23 protein-coding genes and 1 riboswitch are annotated in these 24553 nt (G+C 61.1%); of the genes, 17 read left to right on the plus strand and 6 right to left on the minus strand.

Annotation, left to right across the window (positions count from 1 at the left end):
- The first annotated feature begins 223 nt into the window (after positions 1-223).
- On the plus strand, positions 224-1426 hold the full coding sequence (gene carA / locus OOZ53_RS18095) for a glutamine-hydrolyzing carbamoyl-phosphate synthase small subunit (protein WP_271091099.1): 1203 nt from the start codon (positions 224-226) through the stop codon (positions 1424-1426).
- Positions 1427-1429: 3 nt separating this feature from the next.
- On the opposite strand, the gene ypfJ is transcribed toward carA, so the two are convergent.
- Positions 1430-2341 carry a KPN_02809 family neutral zinc metallopeptidase gene (ypfJ, locus tag OOZ53_RS18100; RefSeq protein ID WP_271091100.1) on the minus strand — a complete coding sequence of 304 codons (912 nt, stop codon included), beginning with the start codon at positions 2339-2341 and terminating at the stop codon, positions 1430-1432.
- Between the two features lie 157 nt (positions 2342-2498).
- Between ypfJ and OOZ53_RS18105 the strand changes: the two genes are divergently transcribed.
- A complete protein-coding gene (locus tag OOZ53_RS18105) occupies positions 2499-2720 on the plus strand; it encodes a helix-turn-helix domain-containing protein (RefSeq protein ID WP_271091101.1) in 222 nt (73 codons plus the stop codon).
- A 181-nt stretch (positions 2721-2901) separates the two neighbouring features.
- The gene (gene carB / locus OOZ53_RS18110) at positions 2902-6390 is read left to right on the plus strand and encodes a carbamoyl-phosphate synthase large subunit (protein WP_271091102.1); all 3489 of its coding nucleotides are present in this window, start codon (positions 2902-2904) and stop codon (positions 6388-6390) included.
- 13 nt (positions 6391-6403) lie between these two features.
- Here the strand turns inward: carB and OOZ53_RS18115 are convergent, their stop codons facing one another.
- Entirely contained in the window at positions 6404-7447 is a 1044-nt protein-coding gene (locus OOZ53_RS18115) for a hypothetical protein (protein ID WP_271091103.1), read from the minus strand.
- 178 nt (positions 7448-7625) lie between these two features.
- Between OOZ53_RS18115 and OOZ53_RS18120 the strand changes: the two genes are divergently transcribed.
- The 4 genes from OOZ53_RS18120 (at position 7626) to OOZ53_RS18135 (ending at position 10909) form a co-directional block, all read left to right on the plus strand.
- Positions 7626-8279 carry a hypothetical protein gene (locus tag OOZ53_RS18120; RefSeq protein WP_271091104.1) on the plus strand — a complete coding sequence of 218 codons (654 nt, stop codon included), beginning with the start codon at positions 7626-7628 and terminating at the stop codon, positions 8277-8279.
- Positions 8280-8503: 224 nt separating this feature from the next.
- Positions 8504-8980, plus strand: a complete 477-nt coding sequence (gene greA, locus OOZ53_RS18125) for a transcription elongation factor GreA (protein ID WP_271091105.1) — start codon at positions 8504-8506, stop codon at positions 8978-8980.
- Between the two features lie 85 nt (positions 8981-9065).
- Complete coding sequence (locus OOZ53_RS18130) at positions 9066-10118, plus strand: glycosyltransferase family 4 protein (RefSeq protein WP_271091106.1); 1053 nt, start codon at positions 9066-9068, stop codon at positions 10116-10118.
- Positions 10119-10420: 302 nt separating this feature from the next.
- Positions 10421-10909: a GFA family protein gene (locus tag OOZ53_RS18135; RefSeq protein ID WP_271091252.1), complete on the plus strand. Its 489-nt coding sequence runs from the start codon at positions 10421-10423 to the stop codon at positions 10907-10909.
- Positions 10910-10923: 14 nt separating this feature from the next.
- On the opposite strand, the gene OOZ53_RS18140 is transcribed toward OOZ53_RS18135, so the two are convergent.
- Positions 10924-11415: an Lrp/AsnC family transcriptional regulator gene (locus OOZ53_RS18140; RefSeq protein WP_271091107.1), complete on the minus strand. Its 492-nt coding sequence runs from the start codon at positions 11413-11415 to the stop codon at positions 10924-10926.
- 240 nt (positions 11416-11655) lie between these two features.
- Here OOZ53_RS18140 and trxB point away from each other — a divergent pair, with 240 nt between their 5' ends.
- The 6 genes from trxB (at position 11656) to OOZ53_RS18170 (ending at position 18275) form a co-directional block, all read left to right on the plus strand.
- The gene (gene trxB, locus OOZ53_RS18145; protein WP_271091108.1) at positions 11656-12621 is read left to right on the plus strand and encodes a thioredoxin-disulfide reductase; all 966 of its coding nucleotides are present in this window, start codon (positions 11656-11658) and stop codon (positions 12619-12621) included.
- 25 nt (positions 12622-12646) lie between these two features.
- A complete protein-coding gene (locus OOZ53_RS18150) occupies positions 12647-13543 on the plus strand; it encodes a LysR family transcriptional regulator (protein WP_271091109.1) in 897 nt (298 codons plus the stop codon).
- Between the two features lie 92 nt (positions 13544-13635).
- Positions 13636-13848, plus strand: a riboswitch (cobalamin riboswitch).
- A 187-nt stretch (positions 13849-14035) separates the two neighbouring features.
- On the plus strand, positions 14036-14833 hold the full coding sequence (locus OOZ53_RS18155) for an ABC transporter ATP-binding protein (protein ID WP_271091110.1): 798 nt from the start codon (positions 14036-14038) through the stop codon (positions 14831-14833).
- A 15-nt stretch (positions 14834-14848) separates the two neighbouring features.
- The gene (locus tag OOZ53_RS18160) at positions 14849-15796 is read left to right on the plus strand and encodes an ABC transporter substrate-binding protein (RefSeq protein WP_271091111.1); all 948 of its coding nucleotides are present in this window, start codon (positions 14849-14851) and stop codon (positions 15794-15796) included.
- Position 15797: 1 nt separating this feature from the next.
- The gene (locus tag OOZ53_RS18165; protein ID WP_271091112.1) at positions 15798-16805 is read left to right on the plus strand and encodes a FecCD family ABC transporter permease; all 1008 of its coding nucleotides are present in this window, start codon (positions 15798-15800) and stop codon (positions 16803-16805) included.
- 75 nt (positions 16806-16880) lie between these two features.
- Positions 16881-18275 (plus strand): adenylate/guanylate cyclase domain-containing protein, encoded by a 1395-nt coding sequence (locus tag OOZ53_RS18170; protein ID WP_271091113.1) that lies wholly within the window; start codon positions 16881-16883, stop codon positions 18273-18275.
- Between the two features lie 264 nt (positions 18276-18539).
- On the opposite strand, the gene msrP is transcribed toward OOZ53_RS18170, so the two are convergent.
- The 3 genes from msrP to OOZ53_RS18185 all read right to left on the minus strand — a co-directional run bounded on the left by msrP (position 18540) and on the right by OOZ53_RS18185 (position 21349).
- Positions 18540-19511, minus strand: a complete 972-nt coding sequence (gene msrP / locus OOZ53_RS18175; protein ID WP_271091114.1) for a protein-methionine-sulfoxide reductase catalytic subunit MsrP — start codon at positions 19509-19511, stop codon at positions 18540-18542.
- A 203-nt stretch (positions 19512-19714) separates the two neighbouring features.
- On the minus strand, positions 19715-20026 hold the full coding sequence (locus OOZ53_RS18180; RefSeq protein ID WP_271091115.1) for a YciI family protein: 312 nt from the start codon (positions 20024-20026) through the stop codon (positions 19715-19717).
- A 120-nt stretch (positions 20027-20146) separates the two neighbouring features.
- Entirely contained in the window at positions 20147-21349 is a 1203-nt protein-coding gene (locus tag OOZ53_RS18185) for a pyridoxal phosphate-dependent aminotransferase (RefSeq protein ID WP_271091116.1), read from the minus strand.
- A 148-nt stretch (positions 21350-21497) separates the two neighbouring features.
- Here OOZ53_RS18185 and OOZ53_RS18190 point away from each other — a divergent pair, with 148 nt between their 5' ends.
- The 4 genes from OOZ53_RS18190 (at position 21498) to OOZ53_RS18205 (ending at position 24477) form a co-directional block, all read left to right on the plus strand.
- Complete coding sequence (locus tag OOZ53_RS18190; protein WP_271091117.1) at positions 21498-22304, plus strand: EAL domain-containing protein; 807 nt, start codon at positions 21498-21500, stop codon at positions 22302-22304.
- A gap of 243 nt (positions 22305-22547) precedes the next feature.
- Entirely contained in the window at positions 22548-22805 is a 258-nt protein-coding gene (locus OOZ53_RS18195; RefSeq protein ID WP_271091118.1) for a hypothetical protein, read from the plus strand.
- Positions 22806-22836: 31 nt separating this feature from the next.
- Positions 22837-23967 (plus strand): PQQ-dependent sugar dehydrogenase, encoded by a 1131-nt coding sequence (locus tag OOZ53_RS18200; protein WP_271091119.1) that lies wholly within the window; start codon positions 22837-22839, stop codon positions 23965-23967.
- Between the two features lie 12 nt (positions 23968-23979).
- The gene (locus tag OOZ53_RS18205; RefSeq protein ID WP_271091120.1) at positions 23980-24477 is read left to right on the plus strand and encodes a DUF1499 domain-containing protein; all 498 of its coding nucleotides are present in this window, start codon (positions 23980-23982) and stop codon (positions 24475-24477) included.
- Positions 24478-24553 lie beyond the last annotated feature (76 nt).

Here is a 24553-nt window from a genome sequence, read left to right on the forward strand (position 1 = left end):
TTGATTTTGCTATATTTTAAAATCCGAAACCCCCGAGACCCTTTGCATTGACGCGTTAACGGGCCTCGTTTATGTTCCCACATCTGCATGGACAATCAAATACAGATTGAGCATCCGGGTCCAAATTTCTGGATGTTTTCGATCGCTAAAGTGGTGTGGGTGGGTGCTTTCGTCAAGTGCGCGTCCCATAGGCGGCCGAGGCAGGCCGGAGAAGAAGAAAACGATGACCAATACACCGGCCTGGAACAAATCCAAACCCACCGCCCTTCTGGTGCTTGCCGACGGAACCGTGATCGAGGGTCAAGGCGTCGGTGCGACGGGCGCCATCGAAGCCGAGGTGTGTTTCAACACGGCTTTGACGGGCTATCAGGAGATCCTCACCGATCCGTCCTATTCCGGTCAGATCGTGACCTTCACCTTCCCGCATATCGGCAATATCGGCGCAAATGGCGAGGATATCGAGGACCTCAATCCGGCGGCCCGCAACGGTGCCGTGGGAGCCATCTTCAAGGCGGATATCACGGACCCTTCCAATTTTCGCGCAAGCGACCATCTCGATGAATGGCTGAAATCGCGCGGCATCATCGCCATGTGCGGCATCGACACCCGCGCGCTGACGGTCTGGATCCGCGAGAACGGCATGCCCAACGCGGTGATTGCCCACGAGCCGGACGGACAATTCGACATCGAGGCCCTCAAGCAGCGCGCGAAGGCCTGGCACGGGCTGGTCGGCCTCGACCTGGCGATCGAAACCACCAGCGGCCAGTCATCGCGATGGGACGAAAAGCCCTGGGTGTGGAATGAAGGCTTCGGCCATAACGATGCCGGCGAAGGAGACATCCATATCGTCGCCGTCGACTTTGGCGTCAAGCGCAACATCCTTCGGCTGTTTTCGGGTCTCGGCTGCCGCGTCACCGTGGTTCCCGCATCGGCGACGGCCGAGGACATCCTTGCGCTCAATCCCGACGGCATCTTTCTGTCGAATGGTCCGGGCGACCCGGCGGCAACCGGAAAATACGCGGTCGGAACCATCCGCTCGCTGCTCGACAGCGGCATTCCTTTGTTCGGGATTTGCCTCGGCCATCAGATACTGGCGCTGGCGCTCGGCGCCCGCACGGTGAAAATGCACCAAGGCCATCATGGAGCCAATCACCCGGTGAAGGACCACACGACCGGCAAGGTCGAAATCGTGTCGATGAACCATGGCTTCGCCGTGGACAGCGCCTCGCTGCCGTCGGATGTCGAGGAAACCCATGTCTCCCTCTTCGACGGGTCGAATTGCGGCCTGCAGGTCAAGGGCAAGCCGGTCTTTTCGGTTCAGCATCACCCCGAGGCCTCACCCGGCCCGCAGGATTCCCACTACCTGTTCCGCCGTTTCATCAATCTCATTCGCCAGCGGCGCGGCGAGGAAGCCCTCGCCGAGTAGAGGCTACACCTCTCCGTCGAACGTGTCGCAATCGGCGGTCCGACCGCTGTCGAACCCGCGCGCGAACCAATTTGTTCGCTGCTCCGATGTGCCGTGATTGAAGCTCTCGGGCACCACGTAACCACGGGCGCGCAGCTGAATCGTATCGTCACCGACCTGATGCGCGACATTGAGCGCCTCTTCGATATCGCCCTTTTCCACCAGGCCTTTCTGCTGCGTATGGTGTGCCCAGATACCCGCGAAGCAGTCCGCCTGAAGTTCGACTCGCACAGACATCTGGTTTTCCTCGGACTTGCTCAGGCTCCTGCGTACGCGGTTGAATTCCGGCAGCACACCGATCAGGTTCTGCACGTGGTGACCCACCTCATGCGCAATGACATAGGCCTGCGCGAAATCACCGGCGGCACCGAAGCGATTGGCAAGTTCGTTGTAGAATGCAAGATCGATATAGATCTTCTGATCGCCGGGGCAGTAGAAGGGACCGGTCGCCGAGCTTGCCCGACCGCACGCTGAGCTTACCCGCCCCTCGAACAGAACAAGCGTCGGCTCGCTGTAGCGCACGCCGCTGGCGCTGAACAGCATGGCCCAGGTGTCCTCCGTCTCGGCAAGCACGGTTGCCACGAACTGGGTCATCTCGTCCTGCCGCTGCGGTGAAAGCTGTTCTCCACCAGAGGGCTCAACCCGTTCGATTGAAGGCGAGAGCCCGCCTTCACTCAAGAGGATGGCCGGATCGATGCCCAGATATTGCAGGACAAAATAGCCGACAACCAGCAATATGATGGCGGAAATTCCCCCGCCGGATTTGCCGCCAATCCGCCGCGATCCGCCGGGCAGCCGCACGTTTCCCGACCGACCGAAGGTGCGCCCGCGCCGGTCCTCGATGTTACTGCTTTGACGTCGCCCTTTCCATCGCATCGGGCTGCTCCTCGCAATTTTGAGAACGGTTGGCGGTTAACCTTTGCGGCAAGTTGCTTGCACAGCCACTAGCGTATTTGAATGTATGTCATAAATATACGATAAAACGCCGCAGGTTGCGGCAGTTTTGGCTTACAATCGTGATGGAATTACAACATTGAAACCGGAAGACTTCAGGCGTTGGCGTAAGGCACTGGGGTTAAATCAGAAAGACGCCGCCAAAGCGCTGGGACTGAAAAAGAGGGTCATCCAGTATTACGAGAAGGGCAAGCGGGACGGCCGTGCCGTCGAAATTCCCCTTTCCGTTGCCCTTGCCTGCTATGCGATTGCCAATGGCGTCCACAGCTACGATGCGTCGGATCTGACGACCGAGGCCTGACCTGCGGCGGCCGATCGGCAGCTCCTGTGAACGACTGCCGAAAAGGCATGAAAAACAACTTCGAGCGGGGTTTCCCTGCTCCGGCCTTTGTCCTATAAGCCGGCCTTAGCCTTGATCAGAATCCTGCATGGAATGCCCGCTACAGGAGCATCAGCCATGCCTGCCCGCCGGAAACGCCGCTATGCCAAAACGCACCGATATCAAGTCGATCCTCATTATCGGCGCCGGGCCGATCGTCATCGGCCAGGCCTGCGAGTTCGACTACTCCGGCACCCAGGCCTGCAAGGCGCTGAAGGAGGAAGGCTACCGGGTCATTCTGGTCAACTCCAACCCTGCCACCATCATGACCGACCCCGGCCTTGCCGACGCAACCTATGTCGAGCCGATCACGCCTGAGGTCGTCGCCAAGATCATCGCCAAGGAACGCCCGGATGCACTGTTGCCAACCATGGGCGGCCAGACCGCGCTGAACACGGCGCTGTCGCTGCGCCGCATGGGCGTACTCGAGCGCTATGACGTCGAGATGATCGGCGCCAAGCCCGAAGCGATCGACAAGGCCGAGGACCGGGCCCTGTTCCGCGAGGCCATGGCCGCCATCGGTCTCGAGACGCCGCGCTCCATGCTGGCGAATGCAACGGACGTCAAGGAGCTGGATCGCCGCGCCCATGACGCCAAACGCAACGAGATCAAGGAGAAGTTTTCAGGCGACGCGCTGGATACGGCGCTCGACGCACTGGAAACAGAGTGGCAACTCGGCGAGACCGACCGCAAGCAGCGCTACACCGCTCACGCGCTCGGCGTCGCGGCGCAGGCGCTTGACCGTGTCGGCCTGCCGGCGATCATCCGGCCGTCCTTCACGCTCGGCGGCACGGGCGGCGGCATCGCCTTCAACCGCTCCGAATATTTCGAGATCGTCGAAGCCGGCCTTGACGCCTCGCCGACCACGGAAGTGCTGGTCGAGGAATCGGTCCTTGGCTGGAAAGAGTTCGAGATGGAGGTCGTGCGCGACAAGGCCGACAACTGCATCATCATCTGCTCAATCGAGAACGTCGATCCGATGGGCGTTCATACCGGCGATTCAATCACCGTGGCGCCGGCGCTGACGCTGACCGACAAGGAATATCAGATCATGCGCAACGCCTCGATCGCGGTGTTGCGTGAGATTGGCGTCGAAACAGGCGGATCAAACGTCCAGTTCGCGGTCAATCCGGAGGACGGCCGTCTTGTCGTCATCGAGATGAACCCGCGCGTCTCGCGCTCCTCGGCATTGGCCTCGAAGGCCACCGGCTTTCCGATCGCCAAGGTCGCCGCGAAGCTTGCCGTCGGATACACGCTGGACGAGCTGGAAAACGACATCACCGGCGGCGCGACGCCGGCCTCGTTCGAGCCGTCCATCGATTATGTTGTCACCAAGATCCCGCGTTTTGCCTTCGAGAAATTTCCCGGCGCCAAGCCCCTGCTGACCACCTCGATGAAATCGGTCGGCGAAGTGATGGCGATCGGCCGGACCTTCGCCGAATCCATGCAAAAAGCACTGCGCGGCCTGGAGACCGGCTTGACCGGCCTTGACGAGATCGATATACCGGGTCTTGGCGAGGGCGACGACAAGAACGCCATCAAGGCGGCACTCGGCACACCGACACCGGACCGCCTGCGCATGGTCGCACAAGCCCTGCGACTCGGAACCAGCGCGGAATCGGTCTATGCGAGCTGCAAGATCGATCCCTGGTTCATTGCCCAGTTGAAAGCCATCGTCGACATGGAGGAGCGTGTCCGCGAACACGGGCTTCCCGATGACGCCGACAATCTGCGCATGCTCAAATCCATGGGCTTTTCCGACGCGAGGCTGGCCGGACTGACGGGCCAGCGCGAAGGCGACGTCGCGCAATTGCGGCAGACGCTGGATGTGCACCCTGTCTACAAGCGCATCGACACCTGCGCCGCGGAATTCGCCTCGCCGACCGCCTATATGTACTCGACCTATGAGGAGCCCTTCGCTGGAGCCTTGCGTTCGGAAGCCGAAGTCTCCGACAAGAAGAAAGTGGTGATCCTCGGCGGCGGGCCGAACCGGATCGGCCAGGGCATCGAGTTCGACTATTGCTGCTGTCACGCGGCATTCGCGCTCGACGATGCCGGGTACGAATCCATCATGATCAACTGCAATCCGGAGACGGTGTCGACCGACTACGACACCTCGGACCGACTCTATTTCGAGCCGCTGACCGCCGAGGACGTGCTGGAAGTCCTGCGCACGGAACAGCAGGACGGCACGCTGCACGGCGTCATCGTGCAGTTTGGCGGCCAGACCCCGCTCAAACTCGCCAATGCGCTCGGTCGTGCCGGCATACCCATTCTGGGCACGGATCCGGACGCCATCGATCTTGCCGAAGACCGCGACCGTTTCCAGAAGCTGCTGATCAAGCTGGACCTGCGCCAGCCGAAGAACGGCATCGCCCATTCGGTCGAACAGGCAAGGCTCGTCGCCACCGAGATCGGCTTTCCGCTGGTCGTGCGCCCCTCCTATGTGCTTGGCGGACGCGCCATGCAGATCATCCGTGAAGAGAACGGGCTCTCCAACTATCTGCTGGGAACCGTTCCCGAACTTGTTCCCGAGGATATCAAGGCCCGCTATCCGAACGACAAGACCGGACAGATCAATACGCTTCTCGGCACCAACCCGCTGCTTTTTGACAGCTATCTGACCAACGCCATCGAGGTCGATGTCGATTGCCTGTGCGATGGCGAGAACGTCTTCGTGTCCGGCATCATGGAGCATATCGAGGAAGCCGGCATCCACTCCGGCGACAGCGCCTGCTCGCTTCCGGTGCACTCGCTGACATCGGAGATGGTCGACGAGCTGGAACGCCAGACCAGCGAACTTGCCCGCGCGCTCAATGTCGGCGGGCTGATGAACGTGCAATTCGCCATCAAGGACGGCGACATCTACGTGCTGGAGGTCAATCCGCGCGCCTCGCGCACGGTGCCCTTCGTCGCCAAGACCATCGGCGCGCCGATCGCCAAGATCGCCGCGCGCATCATGGCCGGTGAAACGCTGGACGAAGCGATTGCCGCCTATGGCGACAAACCCGATCCGCGCCGCCTCCACCACATCGCGGTCAAGGAAGCCGTCTTCCCGTTCGCCCGCTTCCCGGGCGTCGACACGCTGCTCGGCCCAGAGATGAAATCGACCGGGGAGGTCATCGGGCTCGACACGGACTATGCGCTGGCATTCGCCAAATCGCAGCTTGGCGCGGGCGTCGAACTGCCGCGCGACGGAACCGTTTTCATCTCCGTGCGCGACGATGACAAGGAGCGCGTATTGCCAGCCGCCCGGGCATTGCGGGATAGCGGGTTCGGCATCATGGCGACCAGCGGCACCGCCCGTTTCCTGCAGGAAAACGGCATCGAGGCGAAGCGCATCAACAAGGTGCTGGAAGGCCGCCCGCATGTCGAGGACGCCATCCGCAACCGCGAAATCCAGCTGGTTATCAATACCACGGAAGGCGCCAAGGCGATGTCGGACTCCAAATCGCTGCGCCGCGCTGCCCTGATGCAGAAGATCCCCTATTACACGACAATGTCGGGCGCATTGTCAGCCTCCAAGGCCATAGCAGCGCTGACCGCCGGCAATCTCGAGGTCAAACCGCTGCAGGACTATTTCGCCGCCTAAGTCAGGCCGCCGATCACTGTTTGGGATCGTTCGGCGTCAGCACCGTTCCGACGGAGTGTTTCGCCAGTTCAGTTGCCCAGTACCAGCAGAAGCCGACCAATCCGGCGGCGCCACAGCAGAACGCCGCGAAACTCGTTACCTGACAAAACAGGTAGAGGCCCAGCAGCATGGCATATTTGAGGATCATCGCCGTTGCGCTGGCCACGACAATCGTGCCGATCGGAACGCCGATGGCCCAGCCGCCAAAGCCCTCGGGAAGATAGATGCCCCTTTGCCTGTCTCCGAACAACGGCCCGTAAAGGGCGAGGAAGCCGATCAATCCCGCGCCCAGCTGCAGGATGGCCCAGAAATAGCTGATACCGCCCGATGCCGTCAGCCGGGCCCACGTGTAGTAGATCGCAAATAGCGGTGCGCTGAGCACTTCGCCGACGCCGCGGCGGTCGTTCGACGGTGGTGAGCTGGACACCATTGGAAGCTCCGCCTGCAGCTCCAATGTCCGCTGAATTCCAGCCTCCCAGCCGGCGCATTCCCGTTCGAACTTTTCCTGGAATTCCCGTTGCGCGGCCTCGCATTGATCGTATGTCGGCGACCCGAGTTGATCGAGGCAGGACCGGCGGCTCAGACTCAGATTGCGGCAATAGTCGGCGTTGATTGCTGGCGAACTGTCGGAGACAGGCTCCGCGACACTTTGCTTCTTTGTCTGCTCGGCGACGGGCAGCAACCTGCATTGGTGCCCGCTTTTCCCGGTGGATTGACCGGGCTCGTCCTCCCTGGTGGCCGGTTGCAGCACCGGTACCTCGATGACCGGACCCCGTCCTGTCGATGCAAGCTCCAGAACATCGCTGAAATAATTTGTGGCAAGCGCAAGCGGCGCCATGGTGCTGACCGAGTTGAACCAGCCCTGCTGGAGCTCAAGCGCCGCATCATAGGTCGATTTGGTTGTCAGATATTCGAATGCGCGACCGATACCAAGCGATATGACGAACGCCGCAAGGAAAAAGAGCACCTTCCGCAGGAAGGAGCTTTTGCGCGGCGCGGCTTCTGGCTGATCCGACATCCTTTTCAGCTCCGGTTTCAACGCCATTGAACGGAACCGGACAATCCGGCTTCCCGTCACCCGGTTATGCATCGTAGTTTAGCAACAAAGACGAGAACGCGAAATCTGGTGCACAACGGCGCTGTTGGGCCCTATAAAAGGGAAACTGCGGCAGCAGCAAAGCAGCGGGACAAGATCCATGTATGAAGGGTTTCCCGGCGGCTTGAATCTATCGGCCGTCAACTGGAAGAAGAACGACGATCCGAACCTGCCGGGCGATGAGACCGTGTTCAGCCCGCAGGGTTTTCTGCTCGACGAACCAACGGTGGCATTTCCCTGGCGCGACAGCGCGCCGGACCGGTACTACGGTGCCCAGGAACCATCGGCCAATCCCATCCTGAACGCGCCCCTGCAGGAGCCGAGTGGCGGAACGATCTATTTCGAAACCACCGATGCCGGCAGGATTGAATCCGCGCTGGCTGCCATGGGGGTCAGGCTGGATTCCAAGGATTATGCCGCCTTCGCTGCAAGTTCCCCGAACCCCGTCGAGAGCCGTTATGTGGACCAGATCAAATTCGTTTGGCACGGCGCATTGCGTTCGCTGTTCAAGGTGGACGATGACAAGATTCCACCCGACCAAACGCTGACACTGAGGCAGGCGCTGACACAATTTGTCAAAGAGCAGGATGCCAAATGGAACGAGCCGGGCAGACCCTTCAGCACGCGATTGCGGGGCGCGGCTGGAGGCGACGGCGAGTGGGCAAAGGAAGCACTTGCTTTCGGCTTCCACGTCGAAAACAGCTTCTGGCAGATTTACAGGATCTGGAGCCGGGCCTGGCTGGTCACCAAGTAATTGTGCACGCAAAGCGTGCAAAACCCTCCAAACAGGCGCGCCTGCGGTTTGCATGCGCGGATTAACGGATTAACGAAAAAACTGGCAAATTCGTCACATTTGCTGCTATGTTTGCGTCATTGAGTTGTTGAGCGGTTCCGAACCCTCCGGTTCGGGAGCCGTTTTCTTTTGCGCTGTTGCACCGCCTCCCAGGTGCGAAAAGCGCCAAAAAGAAGGAGAAGGACATGGTTGAAAAAGTCCCCATGACCCAAAGTGGCTTTGGCAAGTTGACCGATGAATTGCGCTGGCGCCAGCAGGAAGAACGGCCGCGCATAATCGAGGCGATCGCGGAAGCGCGCGCCCATGGCGACCTGTCGGAAAATGCCGAATATCACGCCGCCAAGGAGGCGCAGAGCCACAATGAGGGCCGCATCGCCGAACTGGAAGACCTGACGGCCCGTGCCGAGGTCATCGATCTGACGAAGATGTCGGGCGATACCATCAAATTCGGGGCCACCGTCAAGCTCGTCGACGAGGACACGGACGAGGAAAAGACCTACCAGATCGTCGGCGACCAGGAAGCCGATGTCCGCGAAGGGCGTATTTCGCTGTCATCGCCGATTGCCCGCGCGCTCATCAGCAAACAGGTCGGCGACAGTATCGAGGTGAATGCTCCGGGCGGCGCAAAGGCCTACGAGATCCTCGAAGTGCGCTGGGGCTGAACGTAGGTTTTCCCGCTCAACGCCTGTGCTATGGGGTTTTCGCCGCAAGCGCCGTTTGCGGCGGACGCCGCGGGAGCTGCCGACCATGTCCGATCAACCGGAACTGATGGTAACCAACATGCACCGGAACTTCACCGGTGTGTCGGCGACCGCGGCTGCCGTCGCCCGCCAGCAGGCCACACGCTATGCCATGAGGATCGTCGGCCGTGCGCTCACCGGCTGCCCCGCCCCGGTGTCGGTTCGCCAGGCCTTTCGGCTTTCGCGCACGCCGGCCGACGGACGGCCCTTTGTGCTTTGGCATGTACGCCGCAACAATGAGATGCGGGCCGCAATTTGGGCACGCGACGTGCTCAAGCTGCCGGTCCGCACCGTCTTCACCTCGGCTGCCCAGCGGCGCCATTCGGCATTCCCGCGCTGGCTGATCGCACGAATGGATGCGGTGATCGCGACAACGCAGGAAGCGGCCGCCCTGGTGCCAAATGTCCATTCCGTGGTTCACCACGGTGTCGACACGGAGCGATTTCATCCGGCCGCCGACCGCGATGCGGCATGGCGCGACACGGGCTATCCGGGACGATTCGGCATTGCCACGATCGGACGCATCCGCCCCGAAAAGGGCACCGATGTCTTTGTCGATGCGATGATAAAGCTGTTGCCCGACTTCCCCGACGCCGCCGCTCTGGTCATCGGCAAGGCGACGCCGCAGCACCGTGGTTTTGCCGCCGAGCTGCGACAGCGGGTGGAAGCCGCAGGCCTTTCCCAACGCATCGTCTTCACTGGCGAACTCGCCGCCGATCACTTGCCGGCGCTGGTCAGGAGCCTGTCGCTTCTCATCGCACCGCCGCGTTACGAGGGATACGGAATGACGCCGCTGGAGGCGATGGCCAGTGCGGTTCCGATCGTCGCCAGCGACACCGGATTTTTTTCCGCCTTCATCGGTGAAGATCGCGCCGGAACGGTCGTACACGCCGCGGATGCGGACCGGGTTGCCTCAGCGGCACGCGACCTGATGCAAAATCCCATGGAACTGGCGCTCAAGGCCGGCAATGCGCGGCACCGCGCCGAAGAGCTGTTCGGAATCGGGAGCGAAGTCGAGGGCATCCACAAGGTCTATGAGGCTGTCTGGGGCGCCGGGTGAAGCAAGTCGGCCGTTGAGAATTGGGTTCAACTGTGCCTAGAGCGTGTCTGACTTAGATTGAAGCATTTGACCGTAGCGATTTTGGTCACTAGCCAGGCGGGTTGCGCGCCGTGGTGCCAACCCACCACAAGCGCGAGCCAACGACGCCAGGGGCCAAAATCGCCCGGCCCGATCATCTCTGAGTTTCAACACGATAGGCCTTTCAAGGGTGGGGAAAATCAAATGCTTTAATCTAAGCCAAACACGCTCTAATCTCCTCCTGATCGCAGTTAATTCGTTGCTGGAGATGCGGGATGTCAGGGATGCGGGGCGGATGCTTGTGCGGTGCGTTGAGGTACGAAGTTCATAACCAGCCGTCGCGGACGACCATTTGTCATTGCAAGTTTTGTCAGAGGGCAACCGGCGGCGCCTATCTGGTGGAGCCCATCTTCGATGCGTCGGAATTTTCGATGACCGAGGGCCGGCCCAAACAATACAAGCACATATCGGAAGGCAGCGGAAAGGACGTATACATACATTTTTGCGATACCTGCGGCACCAAGCTGTTCCTGACATTCGAACGTTTCGAAGGGATCGTGGGTCTCTACGGAGGCACATTGGACGATCCGAACTGGCTGGAAATCACGCCGCAGAATTCGAAACATATCTTTTTGGGCGTTGCGCAGAAGGGAACGATCATCCCGCCCCACGTAAACACCTTTGTGGAACACGCAACGAAAAACGACGGATCGCCGCTAGAACCGACAGTGTTCGATCAACCGCATGCCATTGGAAAAACTGATCCGCAATAACGGGGCTTTGGAATTCAGATATTCGGCAACCCGCCACCCAGATCGATCGGCCCCTCGTTCTTGACCTGCCTTATGGTAAGCATCGTGCGAACCGTGTCGACATTGTCGGCAGCCGTCAGTTCGTCGATGACGAAATCCTGGAAGGTCGCCAGATCCGTGGCAACGCAGTGCAGCAGGAAATCCGATTCGCCCGAGACCATCCACGACTGGCGCACGATCGGCCACTGCAGTGTCTTTTCGGCGAAGGCCCGCAGATTGACTTCCGATTGGAGTGTCAGGCCGATCATGCAGAAGGCGACCAGATCGTAACCGAGCGACGGCGCGTTCAGGGTGGCGCGATAGCCCTCGATAATGCCGGCTTCCTCCAGTTTGCGCAGCCGCCGCAGGCAGGGCGGCGCGGATATGCCGACCCGCTCGGACAGCTCGACATTGGTCATGCGCCCGTCATCTTGAAGTTCACGCAGGATCTTGAGATCGATCGCATCGAGTTCGGCGCGTATGGCCATGGCGTTGCCTCTCGTGATTCATAAAAGTGGCGAACCGCCATGATCTGATCAGTTGTTGCGCGCTGACGCAAGAATATTTCACCGCGCGGACGTGCATGACAGCTGTGTGAAAGCCGTGCCCTCCCCTTGCAACGCCCGCGCCCTACTTCGTACATTCGGCTAACATTGGTGCGGACCTTGCACATGGGGTGCCCGACCGCCTATCTAGGCCACACAATTTGAGCAACAGGGAAATCGATAATGACGATTCGCCATGCACGCGTCCTGATCATCGGCTCGGGACCCGCCGGTTACACAGCGGCCATCTATGCTTCGCGCGCCATGCTCGAGCCGGTCCTGATCGCCGGCATGGAACAGGGCGGTCAGCTCATGATCACGACGGACGTTGAGAACTATCCGGGCTATGCCGAGACCGTTCAGGGTCCCTGGATGATGGAGCAGATGCTCAAACAGGCCGAAAATGTCGGGGCCGACATCGTCAACGATCTCGTGACCGACGTGAATCTCGATGTCCGACCTTTCCATATCAAGACCGATTCCGGCCAGGAATACACGTGCGATTCATTGATCATCGCCACCGGCGCCCAGGCCAAGTGGCTAGGGATCGAATCGGAACAGACATTCATGGGCTTCGGCGTATCGGCCTGCGCCACCTGCGACGGTTTCTTCTACCGCAACAAGAAGGTTGTGGTCGTCGGCGGCGGCAACACGGCGGTCGAGGAAGCGCTGTATCTTTCGAATCTCGCCGAGCGGGTCACGCTGGTGCATCGCCGCGACGAGCTGCGCGCCGAAAAGATCCTGCAGAAGCGGCTGATGGCGAAGGACAATATCGACATCGTCTGGGACAGCCAGCTTGAGGAAATCACCGGCGAGACCACGACACCGCCATCGGTCACCGGCGTGCGCCTGAAGAACGTCAAGACCGGTGAGATCACCGCGCACGCGACGGACGGTGTTTTCATCGCCATCGGCCACGCGCCTTCCGTTGCGTTGTTTGAAGGCAAGCTCAAGCAGAAATCCAACGGTTATCTTTGGACGGCGCCCGATTCCACGGCAACGGATGTGGACGGTGTTTACGCTGCCGGCGACGTGACCGACGACATCTACCGGCAGGCGGTTACCGCCGCCGGGATGGGATGCATGGCCGCGCTCGAGGCCGAGAAGTTCCTCGCGGAGCTTGAACCGATGGCGGACGCCGCGGAATAACGGGGCGCCGAAAGGAAACAGCGACATGCCGCTCGACTGGGACAAACTGCGCATCTTCCACGCCGCGGCCGAGGCCGGATCCTTTACCCATGCGGCCGAGAAACTGCACCTGTCGCAATCGGCGATTTCCCGCCAGGTCAGTGCGCTGGAACAGGATATCGGCGTGCCGCTTTTCCACCGGCATGCCCGGGGCCTGATCCTGACGGAACAGGGCGAACTGCTTTACCGCACCGCCCATGATGTCCTGCTCAAGCTCGAGGCGGTGCGCGTGCGGCTGTCGGAAACAACCGACAAGCCGAGCGGCAAGCTGCGGGTCACGACGACGGTCGGCCTCGGCTCCGGCTGGCTCACCGACCGCATGCAGGAATTCATGGAGCTTTACCCGGACATCGAGGTGCAACTGCTTCTCGACAATGAGGAACTCGACGTGAGCATGCGGCACGCCGATTGCGCGATCCGCCTGCGCCAGCCGCAGCAGCCGGACCTGATCCAGCGCAAGCTGTTCACCGTGCACATGCATGTCTACGCCTCGCCCGCCTATCTCAACCGCTACGGCAAGCCGGAACATGTCAGCGATTTCGACGGGCACCGCATCATCACTTTCGGCGAGCCGGCGCCCAACTATCTGCTGGACGTCAACTGGCTCGAAGTGGCCGGACGCCCGGCCAGCAACCCGCGCTCGCCGCACCTGCAGATCAACAACATGCCGTCGATCAAGCGGGCCGCCCAGCTCGGCATAGGTCTTGCCATGCTGCCGGATTACATGGTCGGCCACGATGCGGGCCTCGTACAGCTCGACATCGATGCGGACGTTCCCTCCTTCTCCGGCTTTTTCTGCTATCCGGAAGAGCTGCGCGGCTCGGCAAAGCTCAAGGCTTTCCGCGATTTCCTCATCTCCAAGGCGCGCAACTGGAAATATTGAGGCCTTCGCCTGACCGCCCTGCCGGTCAGACCGCGCGGCAGCGACGTCCACATCGACCGCAGCAGATTTCAATTGCGAAGCGACCTGTCAGTTGCTAGATGAATCGCGATGGTTTCCCGAGCCGCATGCGCGGCGACGGAATGAGAAAGGGAACATGGTGCGGTGTAGCCATCAGGCGCCAACTCCATGACTGCCCCCGCAACTGTAGGCGGAGAGCGACGCTGAAAAGCCACTGGCATTTGCCGGGAAGGACAGCCGAGCATTGACCCGCAAGTCAGGAAACCTGCCATCAGAACTTCAACCGAACCGGGCGGGGTGTCCCGGAAGGAGGCTTTGATGACACGTTTCTTCGTGTTCAGGAACATTGCGATTCGCTTCCCGCTTCCCCGCTCTGACGGAGGCAGCGATGGCACGATCCGACGAAACAATTCGGCTTGTTGACGACGGACGCCCGCAAAGGTCCAGCCGGATCATTGCAGGGCTCTCAAGCTGATGCACGCTCCCGCCCCAGTGCTTGAGGTCAGCGGCCTCAGCCACCGTGCGCGCAACGGCGATGTGTTGATCGACGACATCTCCTTTGCCGTGTCGCGCGGAAGCATTCTCGCGATTGCCGGTCCGAACGGCGCCGGCAAATCGACCCTGCTGCGGCTGATCTCCGGCCTCGGTGAATTGCGGCCTGGCCAGGTTCGGCTCAACGGCAGGGACCTTTCAAGACTGCCGGCCCGCGAACGGGCAAAAGACGTTGCCTTTGTCGGTCAACTGGAAAGCCCCGATGGCAGGCTGCGGCTCGAGGACTACGTGGCCCTGGGACGGCTGCCGCTGCGCGGCGAACTTCCCGAACAGGATCACCGCGACGCCGTCGCGAATGCGCTGCGGGCAACGCAGATGGAGCGGTTTGCGGACGCACCTTTCGGCCGGCTGTCCGGCGGCGAACGGCAAAGGGCCCATATTGCGCGCGCCATCGCGCAAAACCCGAAGCTGCTGTTTCTGGATGAGCCCACCAATCACCTCGATCCCGACGCCAAGGGCAAGATCCTGTCGTTGATCGTCGGGCTCGGCATCACGGTTGTGCTGATCGTGCACGAGATCGCGCTGATTCCCGAATTCGCCACCCAGGTCGCCGTCCTCGAACAGACCCGGTTGCGGGCCTTTGGTTCGGCTGACGATGTCCTCACGCCACAGCTCATCCGCGACGTGTTCGGCGTCGAACTGATCCAGGTCCGGCATCCGAGCGAAGCAAGAACCCTGTCCGTCCTCGATATTCCGATTTCACGAAACACCAACCACTGAAAAAGAGAAAATGTCATGAAATCAGTCTTCCTTTCATTGGCTGCACTCTGCATCGCCCTTCCGGCGGCTGCGGATCCGGTGATCGTCGACAATTGCGGCGACAAGCTTACCTTCGAGACCACGCCGGGGCGGATCGTCGTGCACGACATGAACATGACCGACATGGCCTTTGCGCTGGGATTGCAGGACCGTATTGTCGGCCTGACAGGCATCACCGGCTGGTACAAGACGAGCCCGGATTTCGACAGCCTTCGCGGCGACATTCCGGAGTTGGCACCCAAATATCCGACGGTCGAGAACCTCGTCGCCGTCGATCCCGACCTGTTTTTCGCCGGCTGGTATTACGGCATGAAACCGGGCGGCGACGTGACGCCCGATACGCTGGAGCCCTTCGGGATCAAGACGCTCGTGCTTACGGAAAGCTGCATCCATCTCGACAAGAACCGCCCGGAAGCAAGCATGGAATTGCTGTTCGACGACGTGTTGCGCCTTGGCCGCATCATGGACGTTGAAGAGCGCGCCGGCAAACTGGTCGCCGATTGGCGCAAGGAGCTTTCGGATATCAAGGCGGATGTCGGCGATGCCGACAGCAAGCGGGTGTTTCTTCTTGACGGCCCGGCCGACGCGCCCTTCACGGCGGGGCGCTTTGCCATTCCCGATGCGATGATCGCCGCGGCCGGTGGCGAGAACGTCACCCATGACATGGACACGAGCTGGGGCCGCTCCTCCTGGGAGGCCGTTGCGGCGGCCGATCCGGAGTTCCTCATCCTGCTCGACTATCAGACCGGCAACGGGGCGGCCGACACATTCGCCTTCCTTCAGTCCCACCCGGTGATGTCCCAGACCAGGGCGGTGAAGAACGGCCAGTGGATCGGGCTGCGCTATGAGGAACTGACGCCGGGACCGGCCAATATCTCGGCCATCCGAAAGATCGCCGAAGCCATGCACCCGGAACGGTTCTGAAGTGTCGCGCTTCGCACTATGCATCTGCATAGGGGCGATCCTTCAGATCGCCCTGCTCCTTCTGTCGGTCGCTTACGGTTCGGCCGATATATCGTTGCAGGAGGTTACCGGGTCGATCCTTCGCGGCATCGGACTGCTCGGTGGCGAAGCCTCGCCGATGGACCGCATCGTCTTCGACCTCCGGCTGCCGCGAGCGCTGTTTTCCCTCCTGATCGGCGCGGGCCTCGGCGTCGTCGGCGTCGTGCTTCAGACGGCAACGCGCAACGATCTGGCCGATCCGTTCCTGTTCGGCCTTTCCTCGGGCGCCGCGACCGGAGCGGTGTTCGTCATAACCATTACCGGCGATGTGCTCGGTTTCTGGACCTTGCCGCTCGCCGCATTCAGCGGCGGCATGCTGGCGACGGCAATCGTGCTTGGACTGGTCGCCCGCCTGCGCACATCGGCGCCGGAGAAACTGATCCTGGCCGGGCTCGCCGTCTCGTTCCTTTTCTCGGCGCTGACCAATTTCCTGGTGTTTTCAGGCGACCACCGTGCCGCCCATTCCGTCATATTCTGGATGCTCGGCGGCCTCGGTCTCGCGCGCTGGAGCACCCTGCCCCTGGTTATTCTGGGCGCTGCGGCCATCATTGCCTTCACCATGCTTTCGCATCGCAAGCTTGACGCGCTTCTGGCCGGCGATGCGACGGCAAACAGCCTTGGCGTGCCGGTGACGGCTTTGCGCCGCTATGCATTCATAGCGGCGGCATTTGCAACGGCCATCTTTGTCTCGGTTTCCGGCGTGATCGGCTTTATCGGCCTGATGGTTCCGCATATCGCAAGGGCGCTGGTCGGTGCATTGCATCTGCGCCTGTCGATCGTCGCCGCCATCATAGGCGGTGCGCTTCTGACGGCCTCCGATCTGCTGGCGCGCGTGCTGCTCGCGCCGCAGGAACTTCCGGTCGGCGTCATCACGACATCATTGGGCGCCGTGTTCGTATTCACATTGCTGATGATGGAAAGGCCGCGTTAGGCCCAGCATCCGGTTCCTAAAGCGTCACGGCGCGGTTATCCTCGAAATCAGTTCCGTTTTTCAAGGAGTCTGATTTTGACAGACAGCCTTTCAGCATCTGCCTCCAACGGGGCAGCATCCGGCTCGGCAGACGAGACACCGGACACAAATGACGTCAGCAACAAATTCGCCGAAGCCGCGCTCGAACGCCACAAGCGCGAAGGGGTCGAACTTGCCGTCAAGGCCCGCTGGGTCGCAATGGCCGCCATCGCCATCATGCTTCCCATCGTCAATTTCGATCTTTCGGTCGTGTACTATGTCGTCTTTCTCATCGTCTTCAGCCTCATCGGATGGGTGCATCTTCGCGTCGCCCGGGTTGGCCGCTCGCGCGCGGAACTGCTTCTGATTTTCTGCGATCTGGCCCTGATGACAATTGTCGTGGTCGTTCCCAATCCGCTTTCCGACAATGACTGGCCGCAGGCGACGCAGTATCGCTTCGAGGGCTTCCTTTATTTCTACGTTCTGTTGGCCGGCGGCGCGCTCGCTTATTCCTGGCAGACCGTGCGCTGGATAGGGATGCTGACCGTTGGCCTGTGGCTCCTGGCGCTTGGTATCGCCTGGCTGTTGTCGAGCGAGAATGTCGCCATGTCCGATGCCGTGATCGCGGCATTTGCGCCGGATCTCGAACTCGCATCCTTCCTCAACCCGAACAACTATCTGGCCTATATCAGGGTGCAGGAGGTCGTCGTCTTCATGATCGTGGCCGTCACCCTGTCCATGGTGGTGCGCCGCTACGGCAATCTTCTCATGGGTCACGCGGCGCTTGAACGCGAACGGGCCAATCTCGCCCGCTACTTTTCGCCCAACGTCGTTGAGGAACTGTCCAACAATGACGAGCCGCTGAAGCAGATCCGCACGCAGGATGTCGCGGTCCTGTTCGTCGATATTGTCGGCTTCACGAATTACGCGGCCAGCAGGAGCTCCGAGGAGGTTATCGTGACGCTCAGGCAGTTCCATCAGCGCATGGAACAGGAAGTGTTCCGGCACAATGGCACGCTCGACAAATATCTCGGCGACGGGTTGATGGCGACATTCGGAACGCCCTTTGCCAGCGACAAGGACGCCTTCAATGCACTGCGTTGCGCGCGCGCCATGATCGCATCGGTCGCCGCCTGGAACAGGGAACGCGAGGCCGCCGGCGAACCGCCGGTCCGGGCAAGTTTCGGACTGCATTACGGACCCGCCGTCCTCGGAGACATCGGCGCCAACCGGCTGGAGTTCGCGGTCATCGGCAACACCGTCAATGTCGCAAGCCGTGTCGAGGCGCTGACGCGCGGACTGTCCGTCAAGCTCGCCGCCACGGACGAGTTGCTCAAGCGCGTTCAGAACGAGGTCAATGGCGAGGACAGGGCCGTCTCCGATCTGGTGCCGCACAGCGACGTGGCGATCCGGGGCCTCGACCACAAGATCACCGTCTGGACGCTTTCATGACGCGGCGGGAGATCGTGCAAGGCATCGACGTAACAAGGCCGGGATATCGGAACATCCAGCCTTGCACTGAGCGCATAGCTGCCATGCGCTGCACCATCTTGCATTTCGCACGTTAAGTAAACATATCTCCAGAAGCCGGTGAGTACGGATGGACTATTCCTCCCAGTACCATCTTCACCGGCTGTGTTCCCCTCTGGAGGTTTCGTTTTAAACCTTCTGATTCTACGGGCCTGAGAGCAATCTCGAGGCCCGTTTTTTTTTGCTCTACATAAAGAGTTTCTCGCCCTTCATGTCCTTGTAGAGATGTGCGACCTGCTCGCCATAGCCGTTGAACATCTGCGTCTGCACGTAAAGCCCCGTATGCAGCACACGCTCCTGTTTCTGGCTCCAGCGCGCATGCGGGACGCCCGGATTGACGTTTGCCCAGAATCCGTATTCGGCCGGACCGACCTCCTCCCAGAAGCTGACCGGACGGGTATCCGTAAAGCTGATGCGCTTGATCGACTTGATTGACTTGAAGCCGTATTTCCATGGCAGTGCCAGGCGGATCGGCGCCCCTAACTGCTTGGCCAGCGGCTTGCCGTAGGCACCGGTGACGAGGAATGCCAGATCGTTGCCGGCCTCCTCGATCGTTACGCCCTCCACGTAAGGCCAGGGATACCAGCGCTGCTTCTGGCCGGTCGCGACTTGAGGATCGAGAAACGTCTCGAACCGCACATATTTGGCCGAAGACAACGGCTTGGCGAGCGCGACGAGATCCGCAAGGGCAAATCCCGTCCAGGGCACCGTCATCGACCATGCCTCGACACAGCGGTGCCGGTAGAGCCGCTCCTCGAGCGGAATCTTGCGCACGAGGTCTTCGAAACCGATGGTCATGGGCTGCTCGACGAGCCCGTCGATCTCGATATCCCAGGGGCTGGTCCTGAGCGCCTGCGCTGCCTTCCAGATCTGCTTGTGCGAGCCGAATTCGTAGAAATTGTTGTAGGTCAGGTTGACATCTTCCGGCGTTATCTCCCGGTCGATCATGTAAGCTTCGTTGCGCTCGGCCGGATAAAGATCGGCGGTCGGGTCTTCCGCGGCAAAGCCCCTGCCCGGCCGCAACGCGACGGCTGTTGCCAGGCCGAGACCGGCCATGCCGAGGCCCTTGACGATCTGCCGCCGGTTGAAGAATACGTCCTCGGGCGTCGCCTGGCTTTCGCCGATCGCCCAGTCTTTTCGCTTGATGATGTGCGCCAATTCCTGTCCTCCACAAAGGCACGGAAGCATTCCCCGAAAACCGCTCCGTTCGTGCGCAGATCATATGTCCACTGCAAAGACCTACAACTCATACATATTCACAATCCAGTGTGCTCGCCCGGACACCGGCAAAGAAAAAGCCAGCGCTGCAGCCGGCTTTTTCTCTTTTCTTGGCCGCGCTGACGCCGCGGCGGCTTGTGGCCCTACATTTCCATCGCTTCGGCGACCTCGATGCTGCCGCCGCCCTCCAGGATGGGACATCCCTTGGCCATCTCCACCGCCGCATCGATATTGTCGGCGCTCACGATCGAATAGCCGGACAGCGGATTCGACCCGCCGCCATCGCTCACGCCTCCAGACGCAACCGTCTTCGATGCGCCAACCGGGGCGCCGCCATCGACAACGGCCGCACCGAGTGTCTCAAACCATGCATTCCACGCGGCCATGACCTTGGCGCCCTCTTCCGGGGACTCCGGGGGTTTGCCCCCATGATAGGCAAATACGAAATTCGGCATGCCATTTCCTCCCATCGTGCGATCATATTAACAAGGCAGTTATTTAACATAAAAGTTATATAACTGAGCTGTCAATGCGTCACAGCCTGCGCTGCCGACCGGCGACAGGGGGCCGTCCGTTTATGTGCAGGCAGCGCAGAAGCGCTGGATCCGGCGGCATGCCTCCTCAAGCAGAGCCTCGGATGTCGCATAGGAAATACGGAAGTTCGGTCCGAGCCCGAATGCCGATCCGTGCACGACGGCAACGCCTTCGGTTTCAAGCAGTTCGGTAACGAAATCCTCGTCCGTCTCGATCGTCTTTCCCGACGGAGCGGTCTTGCCGATCAGCCCGGCGCAGGAGGGATAGACATAGAACGCGCCTTCCGGCGTGGGACAGGAGATGCCGGCCGCCTGATTGAGCATCGAGACGACAAGATCGCGGCGGCCCTCGAAGATCTTCTTGTTCTTCGCAATGAAGTCCTGCGGTCCGCTCAACGCTTCGACAGCGGCCCACTGCGCGATCGAGTTCGTACCGGATGTCTGCTGTCCCTGGATCATGTCCATCGCCCTGATCAGTTCGATCGGCCCGCCCGCATAGCCGATGCGCCAGCCGGTCATGGCATAGGCCTTCGATACGCCGTTCATGGTCAGGGTACGGTCGTAGAGCTCCGGTTCGACCTGCGCCGGCGTCGTGAAGGTGAAATCGCCATAGGTGAGGTGCTCATACATGTCGTCCGTCAGCACCCACACATGTGCATGACGCAGCAGAACCTCGGTAATCGACCGCAATTCGTCTTCCGAATAGGCGGCCCCGGACGGGTTCGACGGCGAGTTGAAGATCAGCCATTTCGTCTTCGGCGTGATTGCCGCCTCCAGCGCCTCCGCTGTCAGCTTGAAGCCGTTCTCCAGCAGCGTTTCGGCATAAACCGACGTGCCGCCGCAAATGGCGACCATCTCCGGATAGCTCACCCAGTAGGGCGCGGGAATAATGACCTCGTCGCCCGCATTGAGCGTTGCCATCAGCGCGTTGAAGAGGATCTGCTTGCCGCCGGTCCCGACAATCACCTGTTCCGGCGCATAGTCGAGGCCGTTCTCGCGCTTGAACTTGTCCGAGATCGCCTGCCGCAATTGCGGTATGCCCGATACCGGCGTGTATTTCGTCTCGCCGCGGCGGATCGCATCGATCGCCGCATCCTTGATATTGTCGGGCGTATCGAAATCCGGCTCACCGGCACCCAGGCCGATGACATCGCGGCCCTTCGCTTTCAGTTCCCGGGCCTTTTGTGTGACTGCGATTGTGGCGGACGGCTTCACGCGTGACAGCGCATCGGCAAGAAATGCCATTTCGGACAACTCCGTTTGTGAAAATCGGCTGCGACCGGGACAAAATCCGGATCGTGTATAATCCTATGTCGAATCACAGCGAGAAGTTCAACCCGGCCGGCGCCGGCAATTGCGGTCCGGCGGTCCGGGGCAACGTCTGGGAGCCGGGATGGCCGGACACAACGATAGCGGCCGGATCCTGCCGGAGGCCAATGGCACGTGCACGGGATCCTTCGGACCGTTCGTGCTGAAAACGGCGCTTCAGCCGATCCTCGGCCGCGAAAGTTCGGGCATGCTCGTCTTGCGTGGCCTGGAGGGCCTCCTGCGCCTGTTCCTGAATGGCCGGCCGTTCGGCACGGCCGAGTTCCTGGCGCGTGTCGGGCAGAGCGAGCGCGTGGCGCTCGACGCGCTTTGCAGGCAGATACACCTGATCAACGCATCTGCCGAACCGAGCAGCGACGCGCTGTTGTTTCTCAATTTCGACCCCAGCATCTATGAGAGCAACCGGCAGATCGCCGCACAGGTCAGCCGCCTGCAGACCGATGTCGGCACCAACGGCTTTTCGCCCCGAAACATTGTTTGCGAAATGACCGAACAGCCCATCCTGTCCCCGGCCCGCATGCGCTATCTGACGGAAAGCCTGAGAGAAGGCGGCTTCAGGATCGCCGTCGATGATTTTGGCGCTGAATCGTCCGATTCGCGCCGGGTCGATCAGATTCGTCCGGAATTCATTAAGTTCGATGCTAAATGGGTGGCACGGCTCATGGAAAGCCCGAGCGGATTTGACACGCTGAAGGATGCAGTCGCGCGCTTCCGCCAGGGCGGCGCCGCCATCGTTATCGAAGGGCTTGAGCAGGATTTCCAGGTCGATCTCGCCTGGGGCGCGGGAGCCGATCTCGTGCAGGGCTACGCACTTGCGCGCCCGCAACTGACGCCGACGAATTTCTCCCGGCTTTTCCGCCGCGGCGCGGCCTGATATCGGGGTTCCGGGCCGACATTGCCACCTTATGGCGAACCAATGCCCGCCACACTTTAAACACGACAACTGTCCGTGTCTGCCAAATTTCCGTCGCCCTGACGTCCATTTCCCGCTGTTTCCTCGCGATACCGGCTGGACCGGCACCGGCGCGCCGCGGGCACCGCTGTCACCCCACCCCACGACCAGCGGCAACAGTTCGCGGCGCGCCACTTGACCCGAGATGCGGATCGGAGAAGGACCATGGAACTCGACGCTGATTATCTGGACCGGCGCAAGGATGCCTTGCGCGCACGCTGGAGGTTCAAACTGGCCGCACTTGCCGTCTGTGCCTGCGTCGCCATGCTGGGCGATCTTGTTGTCGAGGCCAGATCGCTCGACGACCCGGAGCCGGCCGGAAAGGCTCCGGTGACAGCCATTATCGCGCATGCTCCCGCTGACCATCAGACCGATCCGGCCTTTAAACGTACAGAATCGACCCTATCTTTTCGCCAACGATAGTCTCAAGCGAGATAGGACGAGGCAGAACGATATGCGCAAATCTGGTCTGGCCGTTTCCATGATTGCGGCATTGATATTTGCCGCACCGGCCGGCGCGGCGGATTCCTATGCGACGCAGAAGGTCGGTATCAATGTCGAGACCGTGGCAACCGGTCTGGAGCATCCCTGGGGTGTGGCGGTGCTGCCCGACGGTGCCTATCTCGTCACGGAACGGCCCGGCCGATTGCGACTGGTCGAGGACGGCAAGCTTTCCGCGCCGGTAGCCGGACTTCCGAAAATAGCCGCCGGAGGCCAGGGCGGCCTGCTCGACGTTGCATTGTCCAACGATTTCGGCAGGAGCGGCGTGATCTATTTCACCTATTCCGAACCTGGCCGGGGCGGCGCGGGCACCGCGCTGACGCGGGCAAAACTTGTGCGCGACGGATCGCAACCGCGGCTCGAGGATGTCACGGTGCTGTTTTCGATGGATCGCAAGTCACGCGGTGGCCGCCATTTCGGCTCGCGCATTGCGGTCGCCGATGACGGCAGCCTCTATTTCACGATCGGCGATCGCGGCGACGGCGACCGGGCGCAGGATCCGATGGATCATGCCGGCGCCGTGCTGCGCATCAACCCGGACGGCTCGATCCCCGCGGACAACCCTTATGCGGGCGCGGACAATGCCAAGCCCGAATTGTGGTCCAAGGGGCACCGCAATGCGCAGGGAATCGATTTCGACACCGCCACCAACACGCTCTACACCGTCGAGCACGGCGCGCGCGGCGGCGACGAGATCAACCGCCCGGAACCCGGTCTCAACTACGGCTGGCCGGTTATCTCCTACGGTCGGCACTATTCCGGCGGCAAGATCGGCATCGGCACCGAGGCCACCGGTTACCAGCAGCCGATCCACTATTGGGACCCGTCGATCGCGCCCGGCGGCATGGTCGTCTATCGCGGCGCCATGTTCCCCGAATGGGATGGCGATTTCCTGGTAACGGCCCTGAAGGACAGCATGCTGGTTCGCGTGGACCGCGACAAGGCCGGCGACATTGTGGGTGAGGAAAATCTGCTGCAGGACCGCTACGGGCGCATGCGCGACGTGATCACCGCCCCCGACGGTGCGCTTCTGGTCCTGACAGATGAGCCCGATGGCGCTATTTTGCGCATATCACGTCAGTAACCGGGGTCACCATTGAAAACACTGCTTGTTGCGGTCGCGGTTGTCGCGGCCATCATCCTGTGCGCCGCCATCGTCTTTTTTGCCTATGGGCGCGAGAAGACGTGGATGCGCCTCGCCGGTTCTCCGGACCGTGGCCGGCTCGATCTGGTTGAGATCAGGCGCAGCCCGACCGCCAATGACGCCCTCGCCTGCACGGCGCGCCTGCGTGACGATTGCGATTTCGAGGTTCCGGCGATCGACGCCGCGCCGGCGGACATTGCCGCACGGTTGGCCGGGCGCATCGAAGACGCCGACCCTCTCGCGCGGCGCGTCGATGATGGTGACGATCCCGCGCACCTGCGCTATGTCACCTACTCGCCGGCCATGCGGTTTCCGGATCTCATAAGCATTGAGCTGGTGCCCTTGGATGACGGCCGAACGGGTGTGATCGCCTATGCGCGCGCCCAACTCGGCCGCCTCGACTTCGGCGCCAACCTGGAACGGCTGAAGCTTTACCTGAAAGACCTGTAGCGCCGGCACGGCAGCGTTGCCTGACGGCCTCTTGCGACCGGAAAAATACGCTGATAGAGCAGGTCTTCGGATCCGG

Source organism: Allohoeflea poritis (assembly GCF_027889715.1).
Classification (GTDB): domain Bacteria; phylum Pseudomonadota; class Alphaproteobacteria; order Rhizobiales; family Rhizobiaceae; genus Hoeflea_A; species Hoeflea_A poritis.

Excerpts from the sequence above, each read along its gene's own strand:
- carA (WP_271091099.1), top strand. The coding sequence starts at position 224 with ATGACCAATACACCGGCCTGGAACAAATCCAAACCCACCGCCCTTCTG.
- ypfJ (WP_271091100.1), bottom strand. The coding sequence starts at position 2,341 with ATGCGATGGAAAGGGCGACGTCAAAGCAGTAACATCGAGGACCGGCGC.
- carB (WP_271091102.1), top strand. The coding sequence starts at position 2,902 with ATGCCAAAACGCACCGATATCAAGTCGATCCTCATTATCGGCGCCGGG.
- OOZ53_RS18115 (WP_271091103.1), bottom strand. The coding sequence starts at position 7,447 with ATGTCGGATCAGCCAGAAGCCGCGCCGCGCAAAAGCTCCTTCCTGCGG.
- OOZ53_RS18120 (WP_271091104.1), top strand. The coding sequence starts at position 7,626 with ATGTATGAAGGGTTTCCCGGCGGCTTGAATCTATCGGCCGTCAACTGG.
- greA (WP_271091105.1), top strand. The coding sequence starts at position 8,504 with ATGGTTGAAAAAGTCCCCATGACCCAAAGTGGCTTTGGCAAGTTGACC.
- OOZ53_RS18130 (WP_271091106.1), top strand. The coding sequence starts at position 9,066 with ATGTCCGATCAACCGGAACTGATGGTAACCAACATGCACCGGAACTTC.
- OOZ53_RS18135 (WP_271091252.1), top strand. The coding sequence starts at position 10,421 with ATGCGGGGCGGATGCTTGTGCGGTGCGTTGAGGTACGAAGTTCATAAC.
- OOZ53_RS18140 (WP_271091107.1), bottom strand. The coding sequence starts at position 11,415 with ATGGCCATACGCGCCGAACTCGATGCGATCGATCTCAAGATCCTGCGT.
- trxB (WP_271091108.1), top strand. The coding sequence starts at position 11,656 with ATGACGATTCGCCATGCACGCGTCCTGATCATCGGCTCGGGACCCGCC.
- OOZ53_RS18150 (WP_271091109.1), top strand. The coding sequence starts at position 12,647 with ATGCCGCTCGACTGGGACAAACTGCGCATCTTCCACGCCGCGGCCGAG.
- OOZ53_RS18155 (WP_271091110.1), top strand. The coding sequence starts at position 14,036 with ATGCACGCTCCCGCCCCAGTGCTTGAGGTCAGCGGCCTCAGCCACCGT.
- OOZ53_RS18160 (WP_271091111.1), top strand. The coding sequence starts at position 14,849 with ATGAAATCAGTCTTCCTTTCATTGGCTGCACTCTGCATCGCCCTTCCG.
- OOZ53_RS18180 (WP_271091115.1), bottom strand. The coding sequence starts at position 20,026 with ATGCCGAATTTCGTATTTGCCTATCATGGGGGCAAACCCCCGGAGTCC.
- OOZ53_RS18185 (WP_271091116.1), bottom strand. The coding sequence starts at position 21,349 with ATGGCATTTCTTGCCGATGCGCTGTCACGCGTGAAGCCGTCCGCCACA.
- OOZ53_RS18190 (WP_271091117.1), top strand. The coding sequence starts at position 21,498 with ATGGCCGGACACAACGATAGCGGCCGGATCCTGCCGGAGGCCAATGGC.
- OOZ53_RS18195 (WP_271091118.1), top strand. The coding sequence starts at position 22,548 with ATGGAACTCGACGCTGATTATCTGGACCGGCGCAAGGATGCCTTGCGC.
- OOZ53_RS18200 (WP_271091119.1), top strand. The coding sequence starts at position 22,837 with ATGCGCAAATCTGGTCTGGCCGTTTCCATGATTGCGGCATTGATATTT.